Genomic DNA, 21,662 nt, shown 5'->3' on the forward strand with positions numbered 1-21,662 from the left:
ACCCCGTCACCCCGCCAACCCCTCCCCATCTGCCTGAGCACGCCGCACGTCCCCACACCCCGTACACCCCCACCCCCTGCGTACGTACGCCCCATGTATGTACGCCCCACACCCGGGCCCCGGTCCGGGGCCGCGAGGAGTAACCCCCATGTCCGTACCTGACGCAATCGATCGTTTCGACTATGTCGTCATCGGCGGCGGCACCGCGGGGTCGGTGATCGCCTCCCGCCTCACCGAGGACCCGGACATCCGTGTCGCCGTCATCGAGGGCGGGCCGTCCGATATCGACCGGCCCGAGGTGCTGACCCTGCGCCGCTGGCTCGGTCTGCTCGGCGGCGAACTGGACTACGACTACCCCACCACCGAGCAGCCCCGCGGCAATTCGTATATCCGGCACAGCCGGGCCCGGGTGCTCGGCGGCTGTTCCTCGCACAACACCCTCATCTCCTTCAAGCCGCTGCCGGGCGACTGGGACGAGTGGGCGAAGGCGGGTGCGGACGGCTGGGACGCGGCCTCCATGGACCCGTACTTCGCGCGGCTGCGCAACAACATCGTGCCGGTCGACGAGAAGGACCGGAACGCCATCGCCCGCGACTTCGTCGACGCCGCCCAGACGGCGCTCGGCGTGCCGCGCGTCGAGGGGTTCAACAAGGAGCCCTTCCACGAGGGCGTCGGCTTCTTCGACCTCGCCTACCACTCGGAGAACAACAAGCGGTCTTCCGCCTCCGTCGCCTATCTGCACCCGTTCCTCGACCGGCCCAACCTCCAGCTGATGCTGGAGACCTGGGCGTACCGGCTGGAGCTCGACGAGTCCGGCCGGGCGACGGGGGTCCGGGTCCGCACCAAGGACGGTGCGGAGCTGCTGGTCGAGGCGGAGCGCGAGGTGCTGGTCTGCGCGGGCGCCGTGGACACCCCGCGGCTGCTGCTGCACTCCGGTATCGGGCCCCGGCGCGATCTGGAAGCGCTCGGCATCCCCGTCGTGCACGATCTGCCGGGCGTCGGCGAGAACCTGCTCGACCACCCCGAGTCGGTGATCGTCTGGGAGACGGAGGGCCCGATCCCCGAGAACTCGGCGATGGATTCGGACGCGGGCCTGTTCGTCCGGCGCGACCCCGGTGCACAGGGCCCGGACCTGATGTTCCACTTCTACCAAATCCCGTTCACCGACAACCCCGAGCGGCTGGGCTACGAAAAGCCCGAGCACGGCGTGTCGATGACCCCGAACATCCCCAAGCCCCGCAGCCGCGGCCGCCTCTACCTCACCAGCGCCGAGCCGGACCAGAAGCCCGCCCTGGACTTCCGCTACTTCACGGACGAGGAGGACTACGACGGCCGCACCCTCGTCGACGGCATCCGCATCGCCCGCGAGATCGCGAAGACCCAGCCGCTGGCGGGCTGGCTCAAGCGCGAGGTGTGCCCCGGGCCCGAGATCACCTCGGACGAGGAGCTCAGCGAGTACGCCCGTAAGGTCGCGCACACCGTCTACCACCCGGCGGGCACCTGCCGGATGGGCGCGGTCTCCGACGAATCGGCCGTGGTCGGCCCGGACCTGCGGATCCGGGGGCTCAAGGGCATCCGGATCGCCGACGCGTCCGTCTTCCCGACCATGCCCGCCGTCAACCCGATGATCGGGGTGCTGATGGTCGGCGAGAAATGCGCGGAACTGCTCACTACCGGAGGTGAGGCGTGATGAGCGCGACCGAGACCAAGACCGGGACCAAGGCAACGCCCCCCGCGGCAGGGGCGCCGGTGTTCTCCGTACACGGCCTGTGGAAGGTCTTCGGCCCCAAGGCCGACCGCGTCCCCGGCTCGTCCGTCGCCGAGCTGCCCGCCGAGGAGCTGCGCCGCCGTACGGGGTGCACGGCGGCCGTCCGAGATGTGTCGTTCGAGGTGCGGCAGGGCGAGGTCTTCGTCGTCATGGGCCTGTCCGGCTCCGGCAAGTCCACCCTCGTACGCTGTCTGACCCGGCTGATCGAGCCCACCTCCGGCACCCTCCACATCGACGGCGAGGACGTGCTGGCCATGGACAAGGCGCGGCTGCGCGAGCTGCGCCGGCACCGGGCCGCCATGGTCTTCCAGCACTTCGGTCTTCTGCCGCACCGCACCGTGCTCGACAACGTCGCCTACGGCCTGGAGATCCAGGGCATGGGCAAGGCCGAACGCCGAGCCAAGGCCACCGAGATGGTCGCCAAGGTCGGGCTCACCGGTCTGGAGCGGCGCCGCCCCGGCCAGCTCTCCGGCGGTCAGCAGCAGCGCGTCGGCCTGGCCCGCGCGCTGGCCGCCGACCCCGAAGTCCTGCTCTTCGACGAGCCGTTCAGCGCGCTCGACCCGCTGATCCGCCGCGATATGCAGGAGGAGGTGATCCGGCTGCACCACGACGAGGGCCGCACGATGGTCTTCATCACCCACGATCTGAGCGAGGCCCTGCGGCTCGGCGACCGCATCGCGCTGATGCGCGACGGCGGCATCGTGCAGCTGGGCACCCCCGAGGAGATCGTCGGCTCCCCGGCCGACGACTACGTACGGGACTTCGTCCGCGATGTGCCGCGCGAGCAGGTGCTGACCGTGCGCAACGCGCTGCGCGCCGCCGAGGACGGCGAGCGGGACAGCGGCCCCACGCTCGCGCCCGACGCGACCATAGCCACCGCCATCGAGGCCGTCGCCCGCTCCGGCGGCCCGGCCCGGATCATGGACGGCTCGCGGCTGCTGGGGGTGGTCGACCATCAGCGGCTGCTCGCGGTGGTGGCGGGGCTGCGGGTGAAGGGGGCGCCGGCATGATCCCGGGCACTCGCCACCTCGGCATACGGCACCCCGATGTACGGGGGGCGTGCATGACGGCCGCGGCCACCTGCCACCCCGACGTACGGGGGGCGTGCATGACGGCCGCGGCCACCTGCCACCCCGGCATACGGGGGCGCGCATGACCGCCGCGACCACCAGCCACTCCACGTCCACGTCCACCGCCTCTTCCACCACCCCCACCGACGCCTTGAAGTCCACCGACGCGCCCCCGGGCGCACTGCGCGCCGCGGCCCGCCGCCCCGCCGTCCGGAAGCTGGCCCTGCTCGCCCTGATCGCCGCCGTCCTCGTACCCTTCGCCGCCATCCGCTGGCACAGCGGCAGCTGGCCGGGCGCGCTGACCGTCGATGTGTCGGAGCCGCTGGGCAGGACGAGCGACTGGATCATCGACAACCGCGACAGCCACTGGATCTTCCTCTACTTCTTCGGCCACATCAGCAACGCGGTCATCGTCGCCGTCCGCGCCGTCTACCTCACCCTGCTGGCCCTCGGCTGGGCCGGGGTCACCGCCGCCGCGACGCTGCTGGCCTGGCGGGTCGCCGGGGTGCGGGTCGCGGTGACGGCCGCCGTGTCGTTCGCGGCGTGCGGGCTGCTGGGGATGTGGGTGCCGACCATGCAGACCCTGGCGCTGATGGCCGTCGCCGTCGCCGTATCGGTCGCCATCGGGATGCTGCTCGGGCTGGCCGGCGGGCTCTCGGAGCGTACGTACCGAGCGCTGCGGCCGGTGCTCGACACCATGCAGGTGCTGCCCGCCTTCGCGTATCTGCTGCCCGTCGTGCTGGTCTTCGGCATCGGCGTGCCGGGTGCGGTGCTGGCCACCGTCATCTACGCGGCCCCGCCCATGGCCCGGCTGACCGTGCTGGGGCTGCGCGGCGCGGACACCGGGGTGATGGAGGCCGTGGCCTCGCTCGGCGCCACCGGGCGGCAGCGGCTGCTGTCGGCCCGGCTGCCGCTGGCCCGTAAGGAGCTGCTGCTCGGCGTCAACCAGACGATCATGATGGCGCTGTCCATGGCCGTCATCGCCTCCGTCATCGGCGGCGCCGGGCTCGGCGACCGCGTCTACCAGGCGCTGTCGGCCGTCGACGTGGGCAAGGCGCTCGCCGCCGGCATCCCGATCGTGCTGCTCGCCGTCGTCCTGGACCGCACCACCGCCGCCGCGGGGCTGCGCCTGGGCACGGACCGCGAGACCGGCCCGCGGTGGCTGCGCGGCTGGTACGCCTGGGCGGGGATCGCGGCCGGCACCGCCGCCGTGGCGCTGGCCGGGCGGGCCGCCGGCTCGGCCACCTGGCCGGAGGGCTGGACCCTGGCCATCGCCGACCCCGTCAACACCGCCAAGGAGTGGATGGTCGACCACCTCTACTCCGGTGTGCCGGTGGTCGGCGGCACCGCCGACTGGGCGTCCGGCTACGTCACCCATGTCCTCGACCCGCTGCGCAGCGCGCTCCAGGGCCTCCCGTGGTGGTCACTGCTGCTGATCGTCGCGGCGCTGGCCTGGCTGATCGGCACCTGGGGCACCGCGCTGACCGCCGTCCTGGCCCTGGCCGCGATCGGCGTACTCGGCGTGTGGGACCCGGCCATGGACACCCTGTCGCAGGTGCTGGCCGCCGTCGCCGTGACGCTCGTCCTCGGCTTCGCGATCGGTATCGCGGCGGCCCGCTCGCCCCGCCTGGAGCGGCTGCTCCGCCCGGTACTGGACATCTGCCAGACCATGCCGCAGTTCGTGTATCTGATCCCGGTGGTCGCGCTGTTCGGCGTCGGGCGGGCCCCGGCGGCTGCCGCGGCCATCGTCTACGCCCTGCCCGCCGTCATCCGCATCACCACCCAGGGCCTGCGCAACGTCGACCCGGCCGCGCTGGAGTCGGCCCGCTCGCTCGGCGCCACCCGCGGCCAGCAGTTGCGCCAGGTCCAGCTTCCGCTGGCCCGCCCGGCGCTGCTGCTCGCCGTCAACCAGGGCGTGGTGCTGGTGCTCGCCGTCGTCATCATCGGCGGCCTGGTCGGCTCCGGCGCGCTCGGCTACGACGTGGTGTTCGGCCTGGCCCAGGGCGATCTGGCGACCGGCCTGGTGGCGGGCGCGGCGATCGTCTGCCTGGGCCTGATGCTCGACCGGGTGACGCAGCCGACGGCGCGCCGCCCGAAGAAGGGAGCCTGACCGTGCCGAGCACCCATACCCGGCGCCGTACCCGCACCCGGCTGCTGACGACTGCCCGTAGCCGGTGTCGTATCCGCACCCGGCTGCTGACGGCCGCTCGTACCCGCACCCGGCTGCTGACGGCCGCTCGTACCCGCACCCGGCTGCTGACGGCCGCCACCGGGGTCACCGCTCTGCTCACCGCGACCGGCTGCGGCGCGGCGGACATGACCAAGCAGTCCTCCCCGTACGCGAACGTCGGCGGCACCAAGAGCGTCACCCTGTCCGTCCAGTCCTGGGTCGGCGCGCAGTCCAATGTCGCCGTCGCCGAATACCTCCTCGACCACGAGCTGGGCTATCGCGTCGACACCGTCCAGGTCGACGAGGTCCCCGCCTGGGACGCGCTCAGCCAGGGGCGGGTGGACGCCATCCTGGAGGACTGGGGCCACCCGGACCAGGAGCAGCGCTACGTCAAGGACAAGAAGACGATCGCGCCCGGCGGCGATCTCGGTGTCACCGGCCATATCGGCTGGTTCGTCCCCAAGTACTTCGCCGACGCGCACCCCGATGTCACCGACTGGCGGAACCTGAACAAGTACGCCAAGACGTTCCGTACGGCCGAAAGCGGCGGCAAGGGCCAGCTCTTGGACGGCTCGCCGTCGTATGTCACCAATGACAAGGCGCTGGTGAAGAATCTGGGCCTGGACTACCAGGTGGTCTTCTCGGGTTCGGAGGCGGCGCAGATCACCCAGATGAAACAGTTCGCCAAGGAGAAGAAGCCGTTCCTGAGCTACTGGTACGCGCCACAGTGGCTGTTCAACCAGGTGCCGATGGTCGAGGTGAAGCTGCCGAAGTACACGGACGCATGCGCCGCGAAGGGTGCCGAGGACCCGAAGTCCTTCGACTGCGCCTATCCGACCACCCCGCTGCAGAAGTACTTGAACGCTGACTTCGCCAGGAAGGGCGGCAAGGCGGCGGAGTTCCTGAAGAAGTTCCACTGGACCGAGGACGACCAGAACGCGGTCTCCGAGTTGATCGCCTCGGACGGGCTCTCCGCGGAGGACGCGGCGGAGAAGTGGGTCAAGGAGCACCCGGACGTCTGGAAGAAGTGGCTGCCCTGAGACAGGTACAGCCGCACGCCGATATGTGTCGGCGTGCGGCTGTACCGCGTTTCAGACCGTTCGTCAGACTGGTCGGCCTCGTCAGCCGATGACGCTGGTCAGCCAGGAGCGGTGGTAGTGCAGGTCGGTGTAGATGTCCGGGGTCGACCCGCAGATCTCGCCGACGCCGCGGCTGTCCACGCCGACGAGCTGCCAGCGGCCGTTGACCTTCTTCAGCAGCGGCGAACCGGAGTCACCGCCGCACGGGCCGTACGTGTCCTGCGGGTTGTCCGTGCACACATCGCCCTCGCGGATGCCCCACGAGTCGTCCCCCGTGGCGTCCACCCGGCACTTCTCCGTGGTCGGGTCGATCACCTTGGTGTCGAGCTCCTGAAGCTTCACCGGAAGCTTGGTCACGTCGCCGACGTCGGCGGTCGCGGTGTAGCCCCAGCCGAGCTGCCGGACCGCGGTGCCCTCCTTGGTCGACGTGGGCGCCAGGGGGACCGTCTTGTTGGTCAGCGCGGTGTCGAGCTGGAGGAGCGCCACGTCGTAGCCCTCCGAGCGCTCGTCGAGCGCCTGGTACGAGGGGTCGACCTCGATCTTCTTGACCTTCGCGACGGTGCCGCCGGTGGTCCGGTCGTTGGAGCCCACCCGGACGTGGAACAGCGCCGGGTCCATGACCGTGTACGGGTCCGAGCCGGTGCCCGCTGTGGTGACGCAGTGCGCCGCGGTCACGACCCAGTCCTTGCGGATCAGCGCGCCCGTGCAACGGTGACCGTCGGGGTCCCCGTTCCTTTCCTTCTGCAGGGAAACGATGAACGAGTAGTTTTCGGTGGCGTCATGGCCGCCGATAATCCTGGGGGTCGGAGTCGACGGATTTTCGTCCGCCTGTGCCGCCCCGGCGCCCGCCAGCGCGCCGACGGAAAGCGCCGCGGCCAGCAGCGCACGGGTCGCCAACCGCCTTCCGGCCCCCCGGCGTTCGCCCGCTGCGCGCTCCCCTATAAGGTTGTTCATTCTTTTGTTGCTCCCCGTTTTACGTACTGCTTTTCATGAATTTCGAGTGCACGATAACCCCGCCCCGCAGACGTGTCCAGCGGCTTTGTATGCCGCTTTATTACCGGGGGAATCCGGTTGGGCGCTATTGGTCAGTTTTGCGGTGATGAATCAGGAGAGCTGCATTCTTTTGGCGGGTTCTCTTGTCGGGAATGTGGCATTACGCCGGGCGCAGTTGTCCGGCGATGTCCTCCACCGCCGCCAGCGCCCGGCGGAAGAGACCCGGGCCGAACGTGATGCGGGTCGCACCCGATTCGCCGAGTTCGCGGACGGAGGGGCCGTCCGGCTTGGCCATCGCGTTGAGCGGGGCGCCGATGCCCGCCGCGAGCCGGGGGAGCAGCCGCGGGGGCGCGAAGATCGGGTAGACGCAGTCGGCGCCCGCCGCCACATATCGCTGCCCGCGGTCGATGGCCTCCTCGGCCAGCCGGTCCTCGACCAGCCGGTCCCGGCCTGCCGGGTCTGTCCTCGCACCTTCGCCGCGTACGAAGACATCGACGCGGGCGTTGATGACCAGGCTGTCGCCCGCCGCCGCGCGGACCTCGGCGAGCCAGTCCGCCTGCCGCCGGGCGTCCTTGAGCGCGTCCGCCGCCCGGTCGCCGTCCTCCAGGTTGCACCCCACGGCGCCGGCCTCCAGCAGCCGATCGACGAGTTCGGCGGGGGCGAGCCCGTAGCCGTCCTCGATGTCCGCCGTCACCGGCACGTCCACGGCGCGGGCGATCCGGGCGACGGCGGCGAACATTTCGTCGGCCGGAGCCTCGCCGTCCCGGTAGCCCAGCGAGGCCGAGATCCCCGCGCTCGGCGTGGCGAGCGCGGGGAAGCCCGCCGCGGCCAGGACGCGGGCGGTGGCCGCGTCCCAGGGGTTGGGTAAGACGAGCGGGTCGCCGGGGGCCCGGCCGTGGTGCAGGGCACGGAGCGTCGTCGCGCCGGTCGTGCTCGCGCCGGTCGTGCTCGCGCCGGTCGTGCTCGCGCCGGTCATGCCTTGCCCGGCACCATGCGGGTGCTGACCCCGATGCGATTCCAAGCGTTGATGGCGATGATCGCGGCGATGACCTGGGCCAGTTCGGCCTCCTCGAAGTGGGCCGCCGCCCGCTGGTACACCTCATCGGGGACGAAGCCGTCGGTCAGCACGGTGACGGCCTCGGTCAGCGCGAGCGCCGCCCGCTCCTTCTCGGTGAAGAAGCCCGACGCCTCCTCCCAGGCGCTGAGAAGGTTGATGCGCTCCTCGGTCTCGCCCGCCTTGCGCGCGTCCCGGGTGTGCATATGGACGCAGAAGGCGCAGTGGTTGATCTGCGACGCACGGATCTTGATCAGGTCGACGAGGGCGGGGTCGAGGCCCTTACGGGCGGCCGCGTCGAGGCCGACCATCGCCTTGTAGAACTCGGGGGCCAGATTGGCCAGCCGCATACGGGGGCCGTGGTCGTGGGCGCTCTGAGCTGTCCCGGGCGTCTCGGGTGTCTTGTCGGTCGTCGTCGTCATGGCTACCACGCTAGGACGTCAGTAGCCCAGGAGTATGGTCCATTTCCATGGAGGATTCATGGGCCACTTCCCAGGCCGGCCTCGGCGCCGATCTGCATCTTGATCTACCGGAGCGTGGCGCGGCCGGGGTGGGCGCCGCGCTCATCCGGTCCCTGCGCGACGCCGTACGCGGCGGCCGGCTCGCCCCCGGCACCCGGCTGCCCTCCTCCCGCTCGCTCGCCGCCGACCTCGGCATCGCCCGTAACACCGTCGCCGACGCGTACGGCGAACTGGTCGCCGAGGGCTGGCTCACCGCCCGGCAGGGCTCGGGGACCCGCGTCGCCGCGCGCGTCGTACCGCCCGAGCCCACGCCCCCGCGCACCCCGCCGACCGCCGAACCGCGCCGCCGCCCCACGTACGACCTGCGGCCCGGCTCGCCCGATGTCTCGTCCTTCCCCCGCGCGGCCTGGCTCTCCGCCGCCCGGCGGGCGCTGACCGCGGCGCCGCACGACGCCTTCGCGTACGGCGATGCGAGCGGGCGCCCCGAGCTGCGCCGCGCGCTCGCCGACTATCTGGCGCGCGCCCGGGGGGTGCGGGCCGACTCGGAGCGGATCGTGATCTGCGCGGGGTTCAAACAGGGCCTGGCCGTCCTCAGCAGGGTGCTGCGGGCCGCGGGCGAGCGGGAGATGGCCGTCGAGTCGTACGGACCGGGCCTCCACCGGAACATCGTGCGGCGCGCCGGGCTGCGCACCGTACCGCTGCCGGTCGACGAGCGCGGCGCCCGCACCGACGAGCTGGCGGGGCTGACCGGCGTACGGACCGTACTGCTCACCCCGGCGCATCAGTTCCCGACCGGGGTGTCCCTGCACCCCGACCGCCGCGCCGCCGTGGTCGACTGGGCCTCCCGTACGGGCGGTCTGGTGGTGGAGGACGACTACGACGGGGAGTTCCGCTACGACCGCAACCCGGTCGGGGCGCTCCAGGGGCTCGACCCCGAGCGCGTGCTCTACCTGGGCACTTCGAGCAAGAGCCTGGCGCCCGTGCTGCGGCTGGCCTGGATGGTGGTGCCCGGCCACCTGATGGACGGGCTGCTGGCGACCAAGGGGACGGGTGAGTGGCCGACGGGCGGTCTCGACCAGCTGACGCTCGCCGAGTTCCTTGAGTCCGGGGCGTACGACCGCCATGTGCGCGGTATGCGGCTGCGCTACCGGCGCCGGCGTGACCAACTGGTCGCGGCGCTGGCCGAGCACGCCCCGCAGGTACGGGTGCGGGGGATCGCGGCGGGGCTGCACGCGGTGCTCGAACTCCCGCCGGGGACCGAGCAGTCCGTGCTCCAGGGCGCGGCCTGGCAGGGCCTGGCGATGGACGGACTGACCCGCTTCCGGTACGCGGCGGACGACGATGACGACGTGCGCGGGGGCATGCGCGGGGACATGCGGGGGGACGTACGGGGGGACGTGCTGGGCGACGCCCTGGTGGTCGGCTACGGGACCCCGCCCGACCACGCCTTCTCGGGCGCGCTTGACGCGCTGTGCCGGGCACTTCCCATATGAGCCCCGCCGTTCAAATGTGCGACTATGCCCTTTAGGCTGGCGGCCAATCAGAACACGGCCGAAAGACAGGCCACGGGGGAGACACCATGGAGCGGGCAGGGCGGCGCAAACTGCGGTCGAGCACGGTGGTCCTGGGCAGCATGGGCGCGCTCGCGGCCGCGCTCACCTCCTGCGGTTCCGAGCCCGACAAGCGCTGTGTGGACCGGAACAGCTACGACGCGATCAAGGGCTACCGCGTCGTCGACTCCAGCAACTGCAACTCCTCCTCCTCGTCCACCGCGGGCAAGAAGAGCCGCGGCAAGAAGAAGTCCGTCGATGGCGACTGGTACTACGACTCCGACGTCAGCACCGGCTGGGCCGACTACGGCACCTTCGACAAGAGCCAGGCCGCGGACCGCGGCGGCTTCGGCTGCTCCGGCGGCGGCGGTGGCTGACCGGCCGACGGGACCGCGAAGGCCGAACAGTGAGGGCCAAACAGTGAAGGCCAGACCATGAAGGCCAAACAGTGAAGGCCGCCAGACCGTGAAGGCCAGACCATGAAGCGTCACACCCTCACCCCGCGCCCCGACTGGCAGCCCACCGTCGAGGAACAGGGCGTCATCTATCCGCTGACCCGCTACCCCGACGGCTTGCTGCGCCCGTACTGGGACGAGAGCGCCTACTACGAGTTCTCCCTCCCCGAGGTCGAGGCGCTCGAAGAGGTCGTCGAGGAGCTGCACCGGATGTGCCTGGCCGCGGCTGAGCACATCGTCGAGGCGGACCGCTTCGCCGATCTGGGTATCGACGATCCGCGGCTGGCCGACCTGGTCGCCGAGTCCTGGCGCCGCCGGTCCGAACAGCCCAGCGTGTACGGGCGGTTCGACCTGCGCTACGACGGGGGCCCGGGCGGCCCGGCCAAGCTGCTTGAGTACAACGCCGATACGCCCACCTCGCTGGTGGAGGCGGCCAGCGCCCAGTGGTTCTGGATGGAGGACTGCTTCCCCGGCGCCGACCAGTGGAACTCCCTGCACGAGCGGCTGGTCGACGCCTGGAAGCGGCAGGCGGCGCTGCTGCCGCCGGGCGCGCCGCTGTACTTCGCGCACACGGCCGGGGACGAGCTGGGCGAGGACCTGATGACGGTCGCGTATCTGCGCGAGACCGCCGAGCAGGCAGGGCTGCGCACCGAGGCGATCTCGATGGAGGACATCGGCTGGGACCGCCTCTCCGGCCGCTTCGTCGACAAGCGGTTCCGCTTCATCCGGGCCTGCTTCAAGCTCTACCCCTGGGAGTGGCTGGCCACCGACCGGTTCGGCCCGTATGCCCTGGACACGCTCGACAACGGCGGCGGCACCGGCTCCACCCTGTGGATCGAGCCCGCCTGGAAGATGCTGCTGTCCAACAAGGCGCTGCTGGCCGTCCTGTGGGAGCTGTTCCCCGACCACCCCAACCTGCTGCCCGCCTACCTCGACGGCCCCCGCGAGCTGGCCCGCACCACCGGGTACGTCGCCAAGCCGCTGCTGGGCCGAGAGGGCGCGGGCGTCACGGTGCACCGGGCGGGCGCGGAGCCCGTCGTACGGGACGAGGCATGTTGCTACCAGGCGCTGGCGCCGCTGCCCGACTTCGACGGAAACCGGGTGGTGCTCGGGACCTGGGTCGTCGAGGGCGAGTCGGCGGGGCTCGGCATCCGCGAGTCGGCGGGGCTGGTCACCGACGAATACGCGCGCTTTCTGCCGCATGTGATCCTCTGACAGTTCAGGCTCAGCCGTGCGCCTGCTGGGCGTGCTGCGCCTGGTGGGCCTGCTGGGCGTGCTTGGGCAGCAGGCCCACCAGCAGCAGCGTCAGGAAGTTCAGGCCCGCGGCGATGCCGAAGACCAGTTCCGCGGCGGCGAAGTAGGAATGGCCGGATGGGTGTCCGACCCGGGCGAAGAACACCGTGCCGAGGGCGGCGACGCCGATGGCGCCGGCGAACTGCTGGACGGCGTTGAGCAGGCCCGCGCCGGTGCCGACTTCTTCGGCGGTGGCATCGCCGATGATGAAATCGACCAGCGGGACGAACACCAGCCCGGAGCCGAATCCGGCGAACAGCAGCGCGGGCGCCAGCTTCCAGACGGTGATGTCGGCGCCCCAGTGGGCGATGGACCACCACAGGGCCAGCAGGCCGACGACAGCGATGGACAGCCCCAGGTGCAGGCTTGCGCGTCCCAGCTTCTCGGCGAGCACGGCGCCCGCGAGCAGGACGGCGACGGCGGTGCCGAGGGCCCAGGGGATCAGCGTGAGGCCGGTGTGCAGCGGCGTCCAGTGCATGCCCTGCTGCAGCAGCAGGTTGATGACGAGGACGAACGCGCTGAGTGATGCGTAGAACCCGGCCACGATCACCAGGCCGACGACGAAGCTGCGCTTGCGGAACAGCGACGGGGTGATGACCGGGTGCTCGCTGCGCCGTTGGGAGACGACGAACAGCGCGAGCAGAACGACCGCGGCGGCCATCATGACGTACGTCCAGGCGGGCCAGCCGAGTTCGCGTCCCTGGATGAGCGGGATGATGAGCAGGGCCGAGGCGGCGGTGAGCAGGCCGACGCCGGAGAGGTCGAGGCGGGCGGCCGGGTCCTCGCCGCCGTGGCGGGGCAGCACACGCCGGCCGAGTACGGCGGCGGCGATGCCGAATGGGACGTTGATCAGGAAGATGGAGCGCCACTGGCTGCCGAACAGGTCCAGGTGGAGCAGCCAGCCGGCCAGGATGGGCCCGGCCACCATGGTCAGGCCCATCAGCGGGCCGACCGGGGTCAGCGCCTTGCGCAGATGCTGGGGCGGGAACACGACCTTCACCAGGGCAAGACCCTGCGGGATCATGACCGACCCGCACAGGCCCTGCAGCGTGCGGGCGACGATCAGGAAGACCGCGTTGGGGGCGAGACCGCAGGCCAGCGAGGCCAGGGTGAAGCCGGTCATGCCGAGCAGGAACAGCCGTCGGCGCCCGAGCAGGTCCCCGAGCCGTCCTGAGGTGACCAGGCCGAGGGCGAAGGCCGCGGTGTAGGCGCTCAGCACCCACTGCACCGTCACCTCGCCGCCGCCGAGATCGGCGCGGATGGACGGGCCGGCGAGATTGGCGATGCTCGAATCGATCAGATCCATGATGTCGGCCAGGACCACGACGGCCAGGACGAGCCATGCGGTGCGCAGTGGCAGAGGGCTTGGGATGGGCGCTTGAGATATGCGCTGGTCAATAGACACGAACACTGTTCTACTGCAGAACGATGTTCCGGGCAATGCGAACAACGTTCGGAGTGATGCAGAACACTGTTCGTCGATTCGCTAGACTGCCCGTATGTCACCGACTCCGCAGGAACGGCGCGCAGCGCGGCACCAGCTCGGCACCGGTTCGAGCGCACCAGCGGCCCGGCGTGGCCCGTCCGGCGGGCGCAAGAAGCCGATCACGGTCGACGCCATCATCAGCACCGCGTTCGGCATCGTGGAGAACGAGGGATACGAAGCCCTGACCATGCGGCGCCTGGCCACCGCGCTGGAGACGGGACCGTCGTCGCTCTACGCCCACGTCGTCAACAAAGAGGACCTGGACGAACTGCTCCTCGGCCGACTGTGCGCCGAGATCGACCTGCCCGAACCGGACCCCGCCGGCTGGCGGCAGCAGATCGTCAGCGTCTGCACCCAGCTGCGCGACCAGTATCTGCGCTACCCGGGAATCTCCCAGGCGGCCTTCGCCGCCGCTCCGTCCAATCTGGACACGCTGCGCGTCAGCGAGGGAATGCTCGCCATCCTGCTCTCCGGGGGCATCGCCCCGCAGGCTGCCGCCTGGGCGATCGACTCACTGTCGCTCTACGTCAACGCCTACAGCCTCGAGCTCTCGCTGGCGAACAAGCGGCTCAGCCGCGGCGACGACGACTGGGTCGTCAGCCGCGATGAACTACTGGGCCGATTCGCCGCACTGCCCGATACGTTCCCGCAGACCAAGCGCTACGCCGCCGAGCTCACGGCCGGAACGGTCCACGACCGCTTCGACTTCACGATCGGCCTGATGATCGACGGGCTGGGAGCTGCGCGTCCCTGAGAGGTGATCCTTCGGAGGGCCGCCGAGCGCTGCTCAACGGCCCTCCGCCAGCTCCGCCAGCTCCGCCAGCTCCGTCAGTTCGGTCAGTCGGTCAGTCGGTCGGTCGGTCAGTCAGTCGGTCAGTCGGGGGCGCTCACCCGGCCAGGACGGCCCGCAGCTGGTCCAGGCCCCAGTCCAGGTCCTCCTTGCTGATCACCAGCGGGGGCGCGAGCCGGATCGTGGAGCCGTGGGTGTCCTTGACCAGCACGCCCCGGTCCATCAGCTTCTCCGAGATCTGCCGCCCGGTGCCGTACGAGGGGTCGATGTCCACCCCCGCCCACAGCCCCCGCCCGCGTACGGCCCGTACGCCGCCGCGCTGGTGCGCCGGGCTGTCCACCAGTAGCCCCAGTTCGCTGTGCAGATGCTCGCCGAGCTCCGCCGCCCGCTGCTGGAACTCACCGGTCCGCAGGATGGCGATGACCTCCAGCGCCACCGCGCAGGCCAGCGGGTTGCCGCCGAAGGTCGAACCGTGCTCGCCCGGCCGGTACACGCCGAGCACCTCATGGGACGACACCACCGCCGACACCGGCACCACACCGCCGCCGAGCGCCTTGCCCAGCACATACACATCCGGGACGACGCCCTCGTGCTCACAGGCGAAGGTCTTGCCGGTACGCCCCAGGCCGGACTGGATCTCATCCGCGATGAACAGCACATTCCGCGCCCGGGTCAGCTCCCTGACCCCGGCCAGATAGCCGGCCGGCGGCACCAGCACCCCCGCCTCGCCCTGGATCGGCTCCAGCAGCACCGCCACCGCGTCCTCGCCCGCGGCGTCCAGGGCCGCCTCCATCGCGGCCAGATCGCCGTACGGCACGATCTCGAAGCCCGGCGTATACGGACCGAAGTCCTCCCGGGCCTCGGGGTCGGTGGAGAAGCTGATGATGGTGGTCGTCCGGCCGTGGAAGTTGTTGTCCGCCACGATGATCTTCGCCCGGCCGTCCGGGACCCCCTTGACCCGGTAGCCCCACTTCCGCGCGGTCTTCACGGCCGTCTCCACCGCCTCCGCCCCCGTGTTCATGGGCAGCACCATCTCCATACCGCACAGCTCGGCCAGCTGTGAGCAGAAGGTGGCGAAGCGGTCGTGATGGAACGCGCGGGAGGTGAGCGTGACCCGCTCCAGCTGGGCCTTCGCGGCGTCGATCAGCCGCCGGTTGCCGTGCCCGAAGTTGAGCGCGGAGTATCCGGCGAGCATGTCGAGGTACCGCCTCCCCTCGACATCGGTCATCCAGGCGCCCTCCGCGGACGCGACGACGACCGGAAGCGGATGGTAGTTGTGCGCGCTGTGTGCCTCGGTGGCGGCGATGGCGCGTTCCGTTGAGGTCAAAATCATGCTCCGTTCGGTGTCGGCGCTGATCTGTGCTCTTTTCTATCGTCGCCCGGGTGGTTTGCGAAGAAACTTTACGGCGCGGGGCCGGCCCGCGGGAGCGGGGCGACGCCCGGCCGCGGCGGCGGTGAAAATAATGTCGGCGCCGCGGGCCCCGACTGCTTAGGGTCCTGCCGTGAGAGATCTACGCCTGTTGCCCAAGGCCCATCTGCACACCCACCTGGAAAGCACCGTCCGCCCTGCAACGATCCGCGAGCTGGGAGGCGAGCCGCCCGCCCAGGACCGGCCGTTCACCAGTTTCCGGGAGTTCGCCGACCAGCGGGCCGGGGTGCGCGCGCTGCTGCGCGACCATCGGCACTTCCGCCGTATCGCCGAGGAGTTCTGCCAGGACGAGGCGGGCCAGGGCGTCCGCTACGCGGAGGTCACCTTCACCGCCGCGGCCCACGGCGAGCGCGTCGGCGATCCGGACATGCCGCTGCAAGCCGTGCTGGAGGGACTGGCCGCCGGCGCGGAACGGTACGGCATCCACACCCGGGTCATCCTGGACCACTCGCGCCGCCGCCCCGTCGAGCGGCTGCGGCACGGCCTCAAGCTGGCCACCCGGTACCCGCAGGTGGTCGCCATCGGCCTCGCGGGAGACGAGTCCTACCCGGCGGCGCCCTTCGCCGACGTACTCCAGGCCGCCCGCGAGGCGGGGCTGCACCTGGTCCACCACGCCGGGGAGACGGCCGGCCCGGACAGCGTCCGGGAGGCCCTCGCGGTGGGGCATGCGGAGCGGATCGGCCACGGCATCCGCGTACTGGAGGATCCGGACCTGGTGGCCGAACTGCGGAGCCGCCGTGTGCCGCTGGAGGTCTGCCCCTCCTCCAACGTCCTGCTCGGCCTGGTGCCGTCACTGGCGGAGCACCCGCTGCCGCGCCTGGTCGAGGCCGGTCTTACCGTCACCGTGAACACCGACGGGGAGACGCCGCTGGCGGCGGAGTACCAGCGCGCCCGGGAGATCTTCGGGTTCAGCGACGCCGAACTGGCCGACCTGGCCCGTGCCTCGGCCGAGGGCAGCTTCGCTCCCGCGGAGTTGAAGGCACAGATCAGCGCTGAGATCGAGCAATGGCTGAGCGGGTGAGAGCGGTCCGGCTTGACCCTCACGCTGCGTGAGGCCGGAGGGTGGGGTGCATGAGCGACTGCTACAACGCGTTTGAGATGAGCCCCGTGCCCGCTCCCGGCCCGGTCGACGGCCCACGGGACACTCCCTGGAACACCCGGGATGTGGAGGTGATCACCCCCGAGAACGCACGGATCGTTTTCACCGCGGCCAAGCCCTTTGATCCGGCCAGCCAGGAGGCACGGAACCTTGCAGCCATCGGGATCATCCCACCGGGCGACGGCGACGGCGACGGCGACGGCGACGGCGACGGCGACGGCCATGGCCATGGCGACAATGAGGAACATGCCTGACGCCGCTGACGCCGCTGACGCCGCTGACGCCGCTGACGCCGATGGCCTGACCGTCGGCCAGGTCTCGACGCGTCTGGGTGTGACCGTCCGCGCGCTGCACCACTGGGACGAGATCGGTCTGGCGCGACCGTCGCTGCGCACGGCTGCCGGATACCGTCTCTACACCGCTGGTGATCTTCAACGCCTGCACCGCATCGTCGTCTACCGTGACATCGGTCTCGGCCTGGACAGGATCCGGGCCATCTTGGACGACTCGACCGCGGACGTGCCGGGCGCATTGCGCGCGCAGCGCACCCAGGTTGCCGAACGGATCGACCGCCTCCAGCAACTCAGCGCCGGACTGGACCGGATGATCGACGCCCATGAGCGTGGCCTGCTGCTGACCGCCGAGCAGCAGGCCGCGATCTTCGGCCCCCAGTGGAACCCGGACTCGCCCGCCCAAGCCCGTCAGCGTTACGGAGACACGACGCAATGGCGGCAGTATGCCGAACGCTCAGCCTCCCGCGGCCCGGAGGAATGGCAGACCATCGCCGACGCCGTTGCCGGCCTCGACCGCGCCCTCGGGGATGCGATGGACGCCGGCGTCACACCTGGTAGCCCGGAAGCGAATCAACTCGTCGAGCGGCACCGCGAAGTCTTTGCTTCGTACTTTCCCCTCACCAGGCAGATGCAGGTCTGTCTAGGCCGCATGTACGAGGCCGATCCCGGATTTGCCGCCCACTACGACGGCATCCGCGCCGGCCTTGCCGCGTGGTTCCGCCGCATCATCGACGCCGGCGCACGCGCCCACAGCATCGACCCCGACACCGCGACCTGGCAGTAGAGCGCGAGTCCGCGGGGCGTTAGTGGGGCGTTAGCGGCGCGGCAGCCGGGCGGCAGCGGTGCGGCAGTCGAACGACAGCGGGGGGCGAGAGGCTTGAGCCGTACCGAGAAAGACACACCGGAAACGGCCGAGTGCCTCTGGGGGGAACCCACCATGTCGATCACCGCCTTCGCCACCCGCCGAGCCCGTACCCTGCGTCTGGCCGCCGCCGGCCTGACCGCGGTTGCCGCTCTCACTCTCACCGCCTGCAACAGCAACGAGGGCACCGGCACCAAGAGCGAGGCCCCGGCCGAGCACAACGATCAGCGCCTCGACGTTGCGGGCGGTGCGAAGAAGGGTTCCGACAACTCGGAGCAGGAGATCGGCCCGTGTGACATCAACAAGCTGACGGTCGGCGTCAAGAGCGTTCAGCGGCCGGTGAACTACATGGTGCTCGAGGTGAACAACCACGCGGGTGTGGACTGCAACATGCCCGGCTACCCGATCCTGAAGTTCGGCGAGGACGCCCAGGCCGCGACCCCGGTGTACGAGGACAGCAAGCCGCAGGCCGTGGTCACCCTCGCCCCCGGCGAGACCGCGTACGCCGGGATCCGTACCTCCTCTGCCGACGGCTCGGGCATGAACGGCTACAAGGTCACCTCCCTGGAGGTCTTCCTCGAGGGCTCAGACGACTCCAAGTCCGTCGAACTCCCCGGCGGCTCCGTCTACATCGACAACAGCGCCCAGGTGACGTACTGGCAGAGCGACCTGACCAACGCCCTGGACTAACCCACCCGGCTAACCCACCCGGCTAACCCACCCGGCTAATCCACCCAGCCAACGACCGGCCGACCAACCCGGCCCACAGACTCGGGGAGCCGACTCCCCCCGGCTTCCCGCCCCGATGGCCCCCGCCCCGCGGGGGCCATCGGCTTTCCGCGCGGAGGGCCTGCCCGGCGAATCATGGGACCCGGAACGCTCGCCGGTAGGCGCCCGGGGTCGTGCCTGTCTGGGCGCGGAAGCGGCGGCGCAGGTTGACCGCAGAGCTGAGGCCGACGCGGGCCGCGATCGCCTCGACTGGCAGGTCCGTCTCCTCCAGCAGGGTGCGTGCCGCGGCCACCCGTCGGGAGAGCAACCATGCACCCGGACTCGTGCCGAGCTGGTCGGCGAAGCGTCGGGCCAGGGTGCGGGGTGAGACGCCGAGGTGTGCGGCCAGGACGTCCACCGACAACGGTGTCTCAAGGCGCTCGTCGGCCCATCCGAGCAGGCCGCCCAGCGCATCCCCGGGCGGTGGAGGCGGCGCGTACTGCGCCTGGCCGCCCTCGCGATGCGGCGGCAGCACCATGTGCCGCGCGAGCAGGGCGGCGTACGCGGCCCCGTGGTCGTGCCGGACCAGATGCAGGCACAGGTCGAACCCTGCGCCCGCACCGGCGCTGGTGGCGACGTCACCGTGATCCACGTAGAGCCTGTCCGGCTCCACGCGCACCCGGGGGAATTCCCGCCGCAGTTGCTCGGCGCGCGCCCAGTGCGTGGTGGCCGAGCGGCCGTCCAACAGTCCGGTGCGGGCCAGCGCGAACACCCCGGAGCAGATCGTGACCAGCCGCGCCCCACGCGCGTGCGCCCGCAGCAGAGCCCGGCGTACGGGATCGGAGAGCGGCTCCTCCACCGGCAGCCAACCCGGGATGATCACGATGTCCGCGGCCTCGAGCGCCGACAGGCCCTGCGCCACGGATATCGCGTACCCGCCCGTGGTCGGCACTGGGCCGGGTGTCTCCGCGCATATCTCGAATGCGTAGTGCTGCGGTACCCCTGACCGCTTCGTGCCGAAGACCTCGACGGCGCAGCCGAGCTCGAACGTCGACTGCACTGGCCGCACCAGGGCTACCACGCGATGCATGGCAGGAAAGTACCCCATGGTGTCATCTCAGACTCTCTCCTGCCGCGGCCCACGCACGGCACTGTTGCAGGCATGCACCCCGAGATCCTTGCGCAGGAGGGCTACACCTCCGTCTCCGTCGACGAATCCCCGGTCCGTGAGCTGTTCCCCGGGATCCGGCTGCGTCCCCTGTGGCGGGGACCGGCCGGCGCGCACGCCAACGTGCTGGACATGGAGGCGGGCACCTCCTGGCCGCACCGCGATGTCCACGAGCCCGGCCCGGAGGAGGTCTACGTGGTTGCCGGCACCTTCAACGACGGAGCACGCGACTACCCGGCCGGCACGTTCCTGCACGCCCCGGCCGGGTCGTGGCATGTGCCCTCGACCACCACCGGCTGCACGCTGTTCCTCTTCTACCCAGAGGGCTAGCGGTCCGCCGGATTGGTCCGGCTTTCCGCGTCGGCGTCGGCCAGGACAGCCGCGAAGATCTCGTCCCACGCACCGTCCGCCGACCAGCGACCCGAGACCACGACGGTCACAAGATCCGCCGGACAGGTCTTAGGGGAGTGTCGGGCAGGGGATGGTCGGGCGGCTCCGGTTCGCGCTGCAGGCGACCACCTGCACTGAGGCGAATCCGGTGCCTCGCAGGTACCAGCCGCCGACGACGTCTCCGCCCCAGCTGAGCCGGTCTTCCGCGGCGGCGAAGCGTTCGGCTTGTCGGGTGGGGTTTTTGTCGTGGTGGGTCATGAAGGAGGGGGTCAGGTCGGTGACCTGGTCTTGGTACCAGGCCGAGGCTTTCTCCGGCTCCTCGAAGGTGGCTTTGATCGTTCTGGCTGGGCGTAGCAGCCAGTGCGCTACCTCCAGGGGCGGTACATCACTTGCCATGAAGGTAGGGCTGGGAGCGGCCCCGTCCTGCGGCGGGGGCGGTCTGAGGACGGGGCCGCGGTCTGGTCAGCGCGCGTACTGACGCCCGTCGTCCGAGTCGCCGGGCGTCTGGCCGCCGGGCGTCGGGGTGTCGGTGTCCGGCATGGTGTCGCGGTCGTCCGGGTCCTGGAGGTGGCCGGCGTGCTGTAATCGCACAGGGCCTCCTGTGAGTTGTTGAGTTGCTTGTTGAGTTGGGCAGCGGTGTCCCCGCGCTGGTTGCGCGGTCCTCGTCCCGGCCCACTGGCCTGCAAGCGGGAGGCCGGGGCGAGGGGTCCGTGGGGTGGGCCACCAGCGGTCCACCGGTCTAGGTGGCGTCCGCCTTGTGGCAGTCGCAGTCACAGCGGACGGTGAAGATGAGCAATCCGCGGGTGGCGGGCGGTACCGGCGTCAGCCGGACTTCGCCCGGTCCTTTGCAGTAGGCGTGGATCTCGGCGGGTGTGGTGTCGGGTTCGGCGGTGTACAGCGCGCAGTACGGCGACAGACGCCGAGCGTCGACGGGGACGGTCACCTCGTCTGCCTCTCGCGCTGCAGGGTGACGAGCACGGCGTACAGGTCGGCGTCGGGGTGCGGCCGTCGTCGGTTGCACTCCGGGCACAGGTGGCGCAGGCAGCCGGGCCCGGAGGCCGACGCGCGCAGTACGGTGATCGGTTCGCGGGTGGGCTTGTCGCAGCGATAGCAGCACTGGGTCACCGGCAGGCCTCCTCGCGTGGGCCGAGCGCCGCGCTGGTGGCGATCTTCAGCGCGGCGAGGAGAGCCGTCGGCTCGGTGAGGTGCCGGTCGTCCCGGGGCGGTACGCGCCAGCGCACGCCGGGCCCCCTACGGGAGTCGACGGAGGGCACCTCGATATAGGCGGTTGCCCCCCAGACTTGGATGCTGGGCAGCATGCTCATGTCTCACGCGGCGGCCGCCCCGGGAGCGATGAGCCAGCACAGCACCCCGTCGAAGGGGTTCTCGATGACCGCGCCCACGTCGCCGCCGAGCAGTTCCAGGGCCTGTTCACCGATGAAGCGGGGGACGTAGGGTCGGGCCGGAGCGCCCTGTCTGTCTTTCGACAGGTGGGTTTCTCCGGCCCGCCCTCCGAACCGGACGTGCGACTTTCACCGCATCCG

At 70.8% G+C, this 21,662-nt stretch carries 23 protein-coding genes and 1 pseudogene; 13 read left to right on the plus strand and 11 right to left on the minus strand.

The genetic code is table 11. The features are described 5' to 3' along the window. The first annotated feature begins 148 nt into the window (after nt 1-148). The 4 genes from ACWDSL_RS31780 (at nt 149) to ACWDSL_RS31795 (ending at nt 6,048) form a co-directional block, all read left to right on the plus strand. Nucleotides 149-1,690, plus strand: a complete 1,542-nt coding sequence (locus ACWDSL_RS31780) for a GMC family oxidoreductase (RefSeq protein ID WP_450491326.1) — start codon at nt 149-151, stop codon at nt 1,688-1,690. Continuing rightward, entirely contained in the window at nt 1,690-2,778 is a 1,089-nt protein-coding gene (locus ACWDSL_RS31785; protein ID WP_450491328.1) for a quaternary amine ABC transporter ATP-binding protein, read from the plus strand. Before ACWDSL_RS31780 ends, ACWDSL_RS31785 begins: the two co-directional genes overlap by 1 nt. Nucleotides 2,779-2,920: 142 nt before the next feature. After that, nucleotides 2,921-4,948, plus strand: coding sequence for an ABC transporter permease (locus ACWDSL_RS31790; RefSeq protein WP_450491330.1), 2,028 nt, complete (start codon nt 2,921-2,923; stop codon nt 4,946-4,948). A gap of 116 nt (nt 4,949-5,064) precedes the next feature. Beyond that, nucleotides 5,065-6,048: an ABC transporter substrate-binding protein gene (locus ACWDSL_RS31795; protein WP_450491366.1), complete on the plus strand. Its 984-nt coding sequence runs from the start codon at nt 5,065-5,067 to the stop codon at nt 6,046-6,048. An 81-nt stretch (nt 6,049-6,129) separates the two neighbouring features. Here the strand turns inward: ACWDSL_RS31795 and ACWDSL_RS31800 are convergent, their stop codons facing one another. From ACWDSL_RS31800 to ACWDSL_RS31810, 3 genes are all read right to left on the minus strand, one after another. Beyond that, nucleotides 6,130-7,041: a S1 family peptidase gene (locus tag ACWDSL_RS31800; protein WP_450491332.1), complete on the minus strand. Its 912-nt coding sequence runs from the start codon at nt 7,039-7,041 to the stop codon at nt 6,130-6,132. A gap of 199 nt (nt 7,042-7,240) precedes the next feature. Beyond that, entirely contained in the window at nt 7,241-8,056 is an 816-nt protein-coding gene (locus ACWDSL_RS31805) for an isocitrate lyase/PEP mutase family protein (protein WP_450491334.1), read from the minus strand. After that, complete coding sequence (locus ACWDSL_RS31810) at nt 8,053-8,556, minus strand: carboxymuconolactone decarboxylase family protein (protein ID WP_450491336.1); 504 nt, start codon at nt 8,554-8,556, stop codon at nt 8,053-8,055. Before ACWDSL_RS31810 ends, ACWDSL_RS31805 begins: the two co-directional genes overlap by 4 nt. A gap of 47 nt (nt 8,557-8,603) precedes the next feature. Here ACWDSL_RS31810 and pdxR point away from each other — a divergent pair, with 47 nt between their 5' ends. The 3 genes from pdxR (at nt 8,604) to ACWDSL_RS31825 (ending at nt 11,815) form a co-directional block, all read left to right on the plus strand. Beyond that, entirely contained in the window at nt 8,604-10,088 is a 1,485-nt protein-coding gene (gene pdxR / locus ACWDSL_RS31815) for a MocR-like pyridoxine biosynthesis transcription factor PdxR (RefSeq protein ID WP_450491338.1), read from the plus strand. 86 nt (nt 10,089-10,174) lie between these two features. Next, entirely contained in the window at nt 10,175-10,522 is a 348-nt protein-coding gene (locus tag ACWDSL_RS31820; RefSeq protein ID WP_450491340.1) for a hypothetical protein, read from the plus strand. Between the two features lie 102 nt (nt 10,523-10,624). Beyond that, nucleotides 10,625-11,815, plus strand: a complete 1,191-nt coding sequence (locus ACWDSL_RS31825) for a glutathionylspermidine synthase family protein (protein WP_450491342.1) — start codon at nt 10,625-10,627, stop codon at nt 11,813-11,815. Nucleotides 11,816-11,825: 10 nt separating this feature from the next. Here ACWDSL_RS31825 and ACWDSL_RS31830 read toward each other — a convergent pair whose 3' ends face one another. Beyond that, a complete protein-coding gene (locus tag ACWDSL_RS31830) occupies nt 11,826-13,298 on the minus strand; it encodes a DHA2 family efflux MFS transporter permease subunit (protein WP_450491344.1) in 1,473 nt (490 codons plus the stop codon). 94 nt (nt 13,299-13,392) lie between these two features. Here ACWDSL_RS31830 and ACWDSL_RS31835 point away from each other — a divergent pair, with 94 nt between their 5' ends. Next, a complete protein-coding gene (locus ACWDSL_RS31835) occupies nt 13,393-14,133 on the plus strand; it encodes a TetR/AcrR family transcriptional regulator (protein WP_450491345.1) in 741 nt (246 codons plus the stop codon). Nucleotides 14,134-14,266: 133 nt separating this feature from the next. Here the strand turns inward: ACWDSL_RS31835 and rocD are convergent, their stop codons facing one another. Continuing rightward, nucleotides 14,267-15,496 (minus strand): ornithine--oxo-acid transaminase, encoded by a 1,230-nt coding sequence (gene rocD / locus ACWDSL_RS31840; protein ID WP_450491367.1) that lies wholly within the window; start codon nt 15,494-15,496, stop codon nt 14,267-14,269. Between the two features lie 175 nt (nt 15,497-15,671). On the opposite strand from rocD, the gene add reads away from it, so the two are divergent. From add to ACWDSL_RS31860, 4 genes and pseudogenes are all read left to right on the plus strand, one after another. After that, nucleotides 15,672-16,619, plus strand: coding sequence for an adenosine deaminase (gene add / locus ACWDSL_RS31845; RefSeq protein WP_450491347.1), 948 nt, complete (start codon nt 15,672-15,674; stop codon nt 16,617-16,619). Nucleotides 16,620-16,714: 95 nt separating this feature from the next. After that, nucleotides 16,715-16,951 (plus strand): annotated as a pseudogene (locus tag ACWDSL_RS31850) (hypothetical protein); the annotation flags it as partial. Then, a complete protein-coding gene (locus ACWDSL_RS31855; RefSeq protein WP_450491349.1) occupies nt 16,944-17,774 on the plus strand; it encodes a MerR family transcriptional regulator in 831 nt (276 codons plus the stop codon). The pseudogene ACWDSL_RS31850 and the gene ACWDSL_RS31855, both read left to right, overlap by 8 nt. Nucleotides 17,775-17,927: 153 nt before the next feature. Beyond that, the gene (locus ACWDSL_RS31860) at nt 17,928-18,542 is read left to right on the plus strand and encodes a DUF4232 domain-containing protein (RefSeq protein ID WP_450491351.1); all 615 of its coding nucleotides are present in this window, start codon (nt 17,928-17,930) and stop codon (nt 18,540-18,542) included. 172 nt (nt 18,543-18,714) lie between these two features. On the opposite strand, the gene ACWDSL_RS31865 is transcribed toward ACWDSL_RS31860, so the two are convergent. Beyond that, nucleotides 18,715-19,650 (minus strand): GlxA family transcriptional regulator, encoded by a 936-nt coding sequence (locus ACWDSL_RS31865; protein WP_450491353.1) that lies wholly within the window; start codon nt 19,648-19,650, stop codon nt 18,715-18,717. A gap of 72 nt (nt 19,651-19,722) precedes the next feature. Between ACWDSL_RS31865 and ACWDSL_RS31870 the strand changes: the two genes are divergently transcribed. Next, nucleotides 19,723-20,058 (plus strand): cupin domain-containing protein, encoded by a 336-nt coding sequence (locus ACWDSL_RS31870; RefSeq protein ID WP_450491354.1) that lies wholly within the window; start codon nt 19,723-19,725, stop codon nt 20,056-20,058. A gap of 129 nt (nt 20,059-20,187) precedes the next feature. Here the strand turns inward: ACWDSL_RS31870 and ACWDSL_RS31875 are convergent, their stop codons facing one another. From ACWDSL_RS31875 to ACWDSL_RS31895, 5 genes are all read right to left on the minus strand, one after another. Continuing rightward, nucleotides 20,188-20,514 (minus strand): hypothetical protein, encoded by a 327-nt coding sequence (locus ACWDSL_RS31875; protein WP_450491356.1) that lies wholly within the window; start codon nt 20,512-20,514, stop codon nt 20,188-20,190. A gap of 66 nt (nt 20,515-20,580) precedes the next feature. Beyond that, nucleotides 20,581-20,709: a hypothetical protein gene (locus tag ACWDSL_RS31880; RefSeq protein WP_450491358.1), complete on the minus strand. Its 129-nt coding sequence runs from the start codon at nt 20,707-20,709 to the stop codon at nt 20,581-20,583. A gap of 148 nt (nt 20,710-20,857) precedes the next feature. Next, a complete protein-coding gene (locus ACWDSL_RS31885; RefSeq protein ID WP_450491360.1) occupies nt 20,858-21,061 on the minus strand; it encodes a hypothetical protein in 204 nt (67 codons plus the stop codon). Then, complete coding sequence (locus ACWDSL_RS31890; RefSeq protein WP_450491362.1) at nt 21,058-21,243, minus strand: hypothetical protein; 186 nt, start codon at nt 21,241-21,243, stop codon at nt 21,058-21,060. Before ACWDSL_RS31890 ends, ACWDSL_RS31885 begins: the two co-directional genes overlap by 4 nt. Further along, the gene (locus ACWDSL_RS31895) at nt 21,240-21,437 is read right to left on the minus strand and encodes a hypothetical protein (RefSeq protein ID WP_450491364.1); all 198 of its coding nucleotides are present in this window, start codon (nt 21,435-21,437) and stop codon (nt 21,240-21,242) included. The genes ACWDSL_RS31890 and ACWDSL_RS31895 overlap by 4 nt, the downstream gene beginning before the upstream one ends. Between the last annotated feature and the right edge of the window lie 225 nt (nt 21,438-21,662).

This window comes from Streptomyces sp. NPDC000941 (assembly GCF_053599555.1).

What these genes read in the sequence shown, in the direction of transcription:
- ACWDSL_RS31825 (WP_450491342.1), top strand. Translation starts at nt 10,625, where the DNA reads ATGAAGCGTCACACCCTCACCCCGCGCCCCGACTGGCAGCCCACCGTC.
- ACWDSL_RS31780 (WP_450491326.1), top strand. Translation starts at nt 149, where the DNA reads ATGTCCGTACCTGACGCAATCGATCGTTTCGACTATGTCGTCATCGGC.
- ACWDSL_RS31800 (WP_450491332.1), bottom strand. Translation starts at nt 7,041, where the DNA reads ATGAACAACCTTATAGGGGAGCGCGCAGCGGGCGAACGCCGGGGGGCC.
- ACWDSL_RS31785 (WP_450491328.1), top strand. Translation starts at nt 1,690, where the DNA reads ATGAGCGCGACCGAGACCAAGACCGGGACCAAGGCAACGCCCCCCGCG.
- ACWDSL_RS31810 (WP_450491336.1), bottom strand. Translation starts at nt 8,556, where the DNA reads ATGACGACGACGACCGACAAGACACCCGAGACGCCCGGGACAGCTCAG.
- ACWDSL_RS31895 (WP_450491364.1), bottom strand. Translation starts at nt 21,437, where the DNA reads ATGCTGCCCAGCATCCAAGTCTGGGGGGCAACCGCCTATATCGAGGTG.
- ACWDSL_RS31865 (WP_450491353.1), bottom strand. Translation starts at nt 19,650, where the DNA reads ATGCATCGCGTGGTAGCCCTGGTGCGGCCAGTGCAGTCGACGTTCGAG.
- pdxR (WP_450491338.1), top strand. Translation starts at nt 8,604, where the DNA reads ATGGAGGATTCATGGGCCACTTCCCAGGCCGGCCTCGGCGCCGATCTG.
- ACWDSL_RS31860 (WP_450491351.1), top strand. Translation starts at nt 17,928, where the DNA reads ATGTCGATCACCGCCTTCGCCACCCGCCGAGCCCGTACCCTGCGTCTG.
- ACWDSL_RS31805 (WP_450491334.1), bottom strand. Translation starts at nt 8,056, where the DNA reads ATGACCGGCGCGAGCACGACCGGCGCGAGCACGACCGGCGCGAGCACG.
- ACWDSL_RS31820 (WP_450491340.1), top strand. Translation starts at nt 10,175, where the DNA reads ATGGAGCGGGCAGGGCGGCGCAAACTGCGGTCGAGCACGGTGGTCCTG.
- ACWDSL_RS31790 (WP_450491330.1), top strand. Translation starts at nt 2,921, where the DNA reads ATGACCGCCGCGACCACCAGCCACTCCACGTCCACGTCCACCGCCTCT.
- ACWDSL_RS31855 (WP_450491349.1), top strand. Translation starts at nt 16,944, where the DNA reads ATGCCTGACGCCGCTGACGCCGCTGACGCCGCTGACGCCGCTGACGCC.
- ACWDSL_RS31875 (WP_450491356.1), bottom strand. Translation starts at nt 20,514, where the DNA reads ATGGCAAGTGATGTACCGCCCCTGGAGGTAGCGCACTGGCTGCTACGC.
- ACWDSL_RS31870 (WP_450491354.1), top strand. Translation starts at nt 19,723, where the DNA reads ATGCACCCCGAGATCCTTGCGCAGGAGGGCTACACCTCCGTCTCCGTC.
- ACWDSL_RS31835 (WP_450491345.1), top strand. Translation starts at nt 13,393, where the DNA reads ATGTCACCGACTCCGCAGGAACGGCGCGCAGCGCGGCACCAGCTCGGC.